At 65.9% G+C, this 3999-nt stretch carries 5 protein-coding genes; 2 read left to right on the top strand and 3 right to left on the bottom strand.

All coding sequences use genetic code 11. The features are described 5' to 3' along the window. Together groL and ABSF49_RS20785 are read right to left on the bottom strand one after the other, a co-directional pair. The coding region (gene groL / locus ABSF49_RS20790) for a chaperonin GroEL (protein ID WP_424114541.1) at positions 1-1193 on the bottom strand (1193 nt) is incomplete at its 3' end. Positions 1194-1246: 53 nt separating this feature from the next. After that, positions 1247-1564, bottom strand: coding sequence for a co-chaperone GroES (locus tag ABSF49_RS20785; protein WP_424114540.1), 318 nt, complete (start codon positions 1562-1564; stop codon positions 1247-1249). Positions 1565-1816: 252 nt separating this feature from the next. On the opposite strand from ABSF49_RS20785, the gene ABSF49_RS20780 reads away from it, so the two are divergent. After that, a complete protein-coding gene (locus ABSF49_RS20780; RefSeq protein WP_424114539.1) occupies positions 1817-2083 on the top strand; it encodes a DUF2277 domain-containing protein in 267 nt (88 codons plus the stop codon). A gap of 33 nt (positions 2084-2116) precedes the next feature. Here the strand turns inward: ABSF49_RS20780 and ppk2 are convergent, their stop codons facing one another. Further along, positions 2117-3292 (bottom strand): polyphosphate kinase 2, encoded by a 1176-nt coding sequence (ppk2, locus tag ABSF49_RS20775; RefSeq protein WP_424114538.1) that lies wholly within the window; start codon positions 3290-3292, stop codon positions 2117-2119. 345 nt (positions 3293-3637) lie between these two features. On the opposite strand from ppk2, the gene ABSF49_RS20770 reads away from it, so the two are divergent. After that, positions 3638-3999: carbamoyl phosphate synthase preATP-grasp domain-containing protein (locus ABSF49_RS20770; RefSeq protein WP_490363335.1), on the top strand; the 362-nt coding region annotated here is incomplete at its 3' end.

Raw genomic sequence — 3999 nt, 5'->3', positions numbered from 1 at the left:
TCGTCGACGCGATCCTTCTTCTCCTTGACCTCGACCTCGGTCGCCCCGCCGACCCGGATCACCGCGACGCCGCCGGCGAGCTTGGCCAGCCGCTCCTGCAGCTTCTCCTTGTCGTAGTCGGACGTCGTCTCCTCGATCTGCGCCTTGATCTGGCCGATCCGGCCCTCGATGTCCTTCTTCGAGCCCGCGCCGTTGATGATCGTGGTGTTCTCCTTCTCGATCCGCACCCGCTTCGCCTTGCCGAGCATCTGAAGCGTGACGTTCTCGAGCTTAATCCCGAGGTCCTCGGCGATCATCTGGCCGCCCGTCAGGATCGCGATGTCCTCGAGCATCGCCTTGCGGCGATCGCCGAAGCCCGGCGCCTTGACCGCCGCGACCTTGAGGCCACCGCGCAGCTTGTTGACGACGAGCGTGGCGAGCGCCTCGCCTTCGATGTCCTCGGCGATGATGACCAGCGGCTTGCCGCTCTGGACGACCGCTTCGAGAACGGGGAGCATCGGCTGCAGCGACGAGAGCTTCTTCTCGTGGATGAGAATGTAGGCGTCGTCGAGTTCGGCGATCATTTTCTCGGCATTGGTGATGAAATAGGGCGAGAGATAGCCGCGGTCGAACTGCATGCCTTCGACGACGTCGAGTTCGGTCTCGAGGCTCTTGGCCTCCTCGACCGTGATCACGCCCTCCTTGCCGACCTTGTCCATCGCCTTGGCGATCATCTCGCCGACCGAGGAATCGCCGTTGGCGGAAATCGCGCCGACCTGGGCGATCTCGTTGGACTTGGTGATCTTGCGGCTGTTCTTGACGATGTCGGCGACGATCGCCTCGACCGCAAGGTCGACGCCGCGCTTGAGGTCCATCGGATTGGCCCCGGCCGCGACCGCCTTGACGCCCTCCTTGACGATCGCCTGGGCGAGCACGGTCGCGGTGGTGGTGCCGTCGCCGGCCGCGTCGCTGCTCTTGGACGCCACTTCGCGCACCATCTGCGCGCCCATGTTCTCGAACTTGTCGGTAAGCTCGATCTCCTTGGCGACGGTGACGCCGTCCTTGGTGATGCGCGGCGCGCCGTAGCTCTTCTCGATGACGACGTTGCGCCCCTTCGGGCCGAGGGTGACGCGCACCGCGTTGGCCAGCACGTCGACCCCGCGGATCATCTTGTCGCGCGCATCCTGCGAGAATTTCACTTCCTTAGCGGACATGCTCTTTCACTCCATCAGACATGAGGCGTTCGTAGGAAAAGGTCGGCCCTGGTTCAAGCGGCCTTGTGGGCCGGCTTGGCCGCGCCCTCGATGACGCCCATGACGTCGCTCTCTTTCATGATCAGCAGCTCTTCGCCGTCGAGCTTGATTTCGCTCCCCGACCATTTGCCGAACAGGATCTTGTCGCCCTTCTTGAGGTCGATCGGGACGAGCTTGCCCTTTTCGTCGCGCGCGCCGGGACCGACGGCGACGATCTCGCCTTCCTGCGGCTTCTCCTTGGCGGTGTCGGGGATGATGATGCCGCCCTTGGTCTTCGCTTCCGCGTCGAGGCGTCGGACGACCACGCGGTCGTGCAGCGGCCGAAACTTCATCGGTTCCTCCTGGTTTTGGTTGTTGCGCAGGCGCGCCCTGGGTTGATTGCGCGTTCCTGGCCCGAGAATTGGGCGCCGCCGATCTGTCGTTCAAGTGGCGACGCAACATATTTTAGCACTCTCCGGCCTAGAGTGCTAATGAAGGACGATCGCCGACAATTCGCTTTTGGCCTTGCCGCCGGCCGACGCGATGGCAAGATCGTCGCCGCCGCCGCGGCGCAATTCTCCAGCCGCGCTCAGGGAGATCGCCCGATGTGCCGCAGCATCCGAACCCTGTTCAATTTCGATCCGCCGGCGAGCGAGGACGAGATCCGCGCCGCCGCGCGTCAATTCGTGCGCAAGCTCAGCGGCTTCGCCCATCCCTCGCGCGCCAACGCGGCGGCCTTCGAGGCGGCGGTCGAAGAGGTCGCCGATTCGGCGCGCCGGCTGATCGCGTCGCTGACCACTGAGCAACCGCCGCGCGACCGCGAGGCGACGGCGGAGCGCGCGAGGGAGCGGGCGCGGCGGCGATTCGCCTGAAAAGGCGGCGCGGCGGTCCGAGCGGGTCTGCGCTCAGCCCTTGCCGTGCCGATTGGCGGGGTGGACGGCGGCTTCGAGAATGTTGGCGCTGCCGCCGATCACCAGCGACGACGAGCCGACGATCAGCGGATCGAGGCCGGAAATGACGCGGTGGTCCTTGTTGTCGTAGGGCAGCGACGACAGGAAGTGCAGCATGCAGTTGAGCCGCGCCCGCTTCTTGTCGTCGGACTTGATGATCGTCCACGGCGCGTCGGCGGTGTCGGTGTTGAAGAACATCGCCTCCTTGGCCTCGGTGTACTCGTCCCACTTGTCGAGCGAGGCCTTGTCGATCGGCGACAGCTTCCACTGCTTGAGCGGGTCGGTCTCGCGAGCGAAGAAGCGGCGACGCTGCTCCTCGCGGGTGACCGAGAACCAATATTTGTAGAGGCGGGTCCCGGCGCGCACCAGCATGCGCTCGATCTCGGGGCACTGGCGCATGAATTCGAGATATTCGTTGGGCGTGCAGAAGCCCATCACCCGCTCGACGCCGGCGCGATTGTACCAGGAGCGGTCGAAGAAGACGATTTCGCCCGCCGCCGGCAGGTGCTCGATGTAGCGCTGGAAGTACCATTGCGAGCGCTCGCGCTCGCTCGGTTTCTCCAGCGCCACGATGCGCGCGCCGCGCGGGTTCAAATGCTCCATGAAGCGCTTGATCGTGCCGCCCTTGCCGGCGGCGTCGCGCCCCTCGAACAGCATGACGATCTTTTCGCCGGTCTCCTTGATCCAGTTCTGCGCCTTCAACAGCTCCGCCTGGAGCGGCAGCATGCGCTCGATGTAGGCCTTCTCCTTGACCTTGGTGCTGTAGGGATAGTCGCCGGTCTCGAAGGCGCGGCGGATCGCGTCGGGGTCGCGGCGCGCGCGCGTCTCGACGCCGAGCGGCTTCTCCAGCCTTTCCGCCTTTTCGAGCTTCGGCGCTTTCTCCAGCTTCAGCGCTTTTTGCGGTTTCGCCGCTTTTTCCGGCTTTGCCGGCTTCGCCGCCTTCTCCGGCTTCGCCGTCTTCTCGGCCTTCTTCGCCGGCGCGGCGGCCGGCGCCTCGGCCGGCGGGGCGACGAAGGCGGCCGGGCGCTCGCCGATCAGGACGGCGCGCGCCTTGACGCTGATCGGCCGCTCCCCCGCGCGTTCGGCTTCGAGCGCCTCGAGCTCGGCGGTCCTGACGTCCTCGGTGCGCATGGCGGCCAAATCCCTGTCTTTCGATCCATCCATCGCCATGGCCTAGCTGTGAAACCTTACGCAATTGTAGCAGTTTGCGGTAAAGAAAGCCGCCGACTCTCGGGCGCAGGTGCGGCAGGGCGTCGCAGCCGGAAGGCCGGCGCAGGTCGATCTCCCGAGGGCTCGCTCACCCTTCCCCCCGCGGCGAAACTCGTCTACTAGGGCCGGCGGTCGCTGCGGCGGCCGCTCGCGACGGGCGAAAAGCCCTCGCCGGAGGACGCCTCGCGGCGGCGCCGCGGTGCGGCCTTTTTTTGCGCGCCCGGGCGGCCAGACGCGGGCCGGCGGCGCGCGCGCCCAGAGGATTTGATGCCGAAGCGGACCGACATTTCGACCATCCTGATCATCGGCGCGGGGCCGATCATCATCGGTCAGGCGTGCGAGTTCGACTATTCCGGCACCCAGGCGTGCAAGACCCTGCGCGAAGAGGGCTACCGCATCGTCCTGGTCAACTCCAATCCGGCGACGATCATGACCGACCCGGACATGGCCGATCGCACCTATATCGAGCCGATCACCCCGGAGATCGTCGCCAAGATCATCGCCAAGGAGCGCTACGCCGTCCCCGGCGGTTTTGCGCTGCTGCCGACCATGGGCGGACAGACGGCGCTCAACTGCGCGTTGTCGCTGAGGAAGATGGGCGTGCTCGACCGCTACGACGTCGAGATGAT

This window comes from Roseiarcus sp. (assembly GCF_049514155.1).
In the GTDB taxonomy this organism is placed as follows: domain Bacteria; phylum Pseudomonadota; class Alphaproteobacteria; order Rhizobiales; family Beijerinckiaceae; genus Roseiarcus.
The sequence above is the reverse complement of the archived record's forward strand: the minus strand, read 5'-3'. Positions and strand labels throughout refer to the sequence as shown.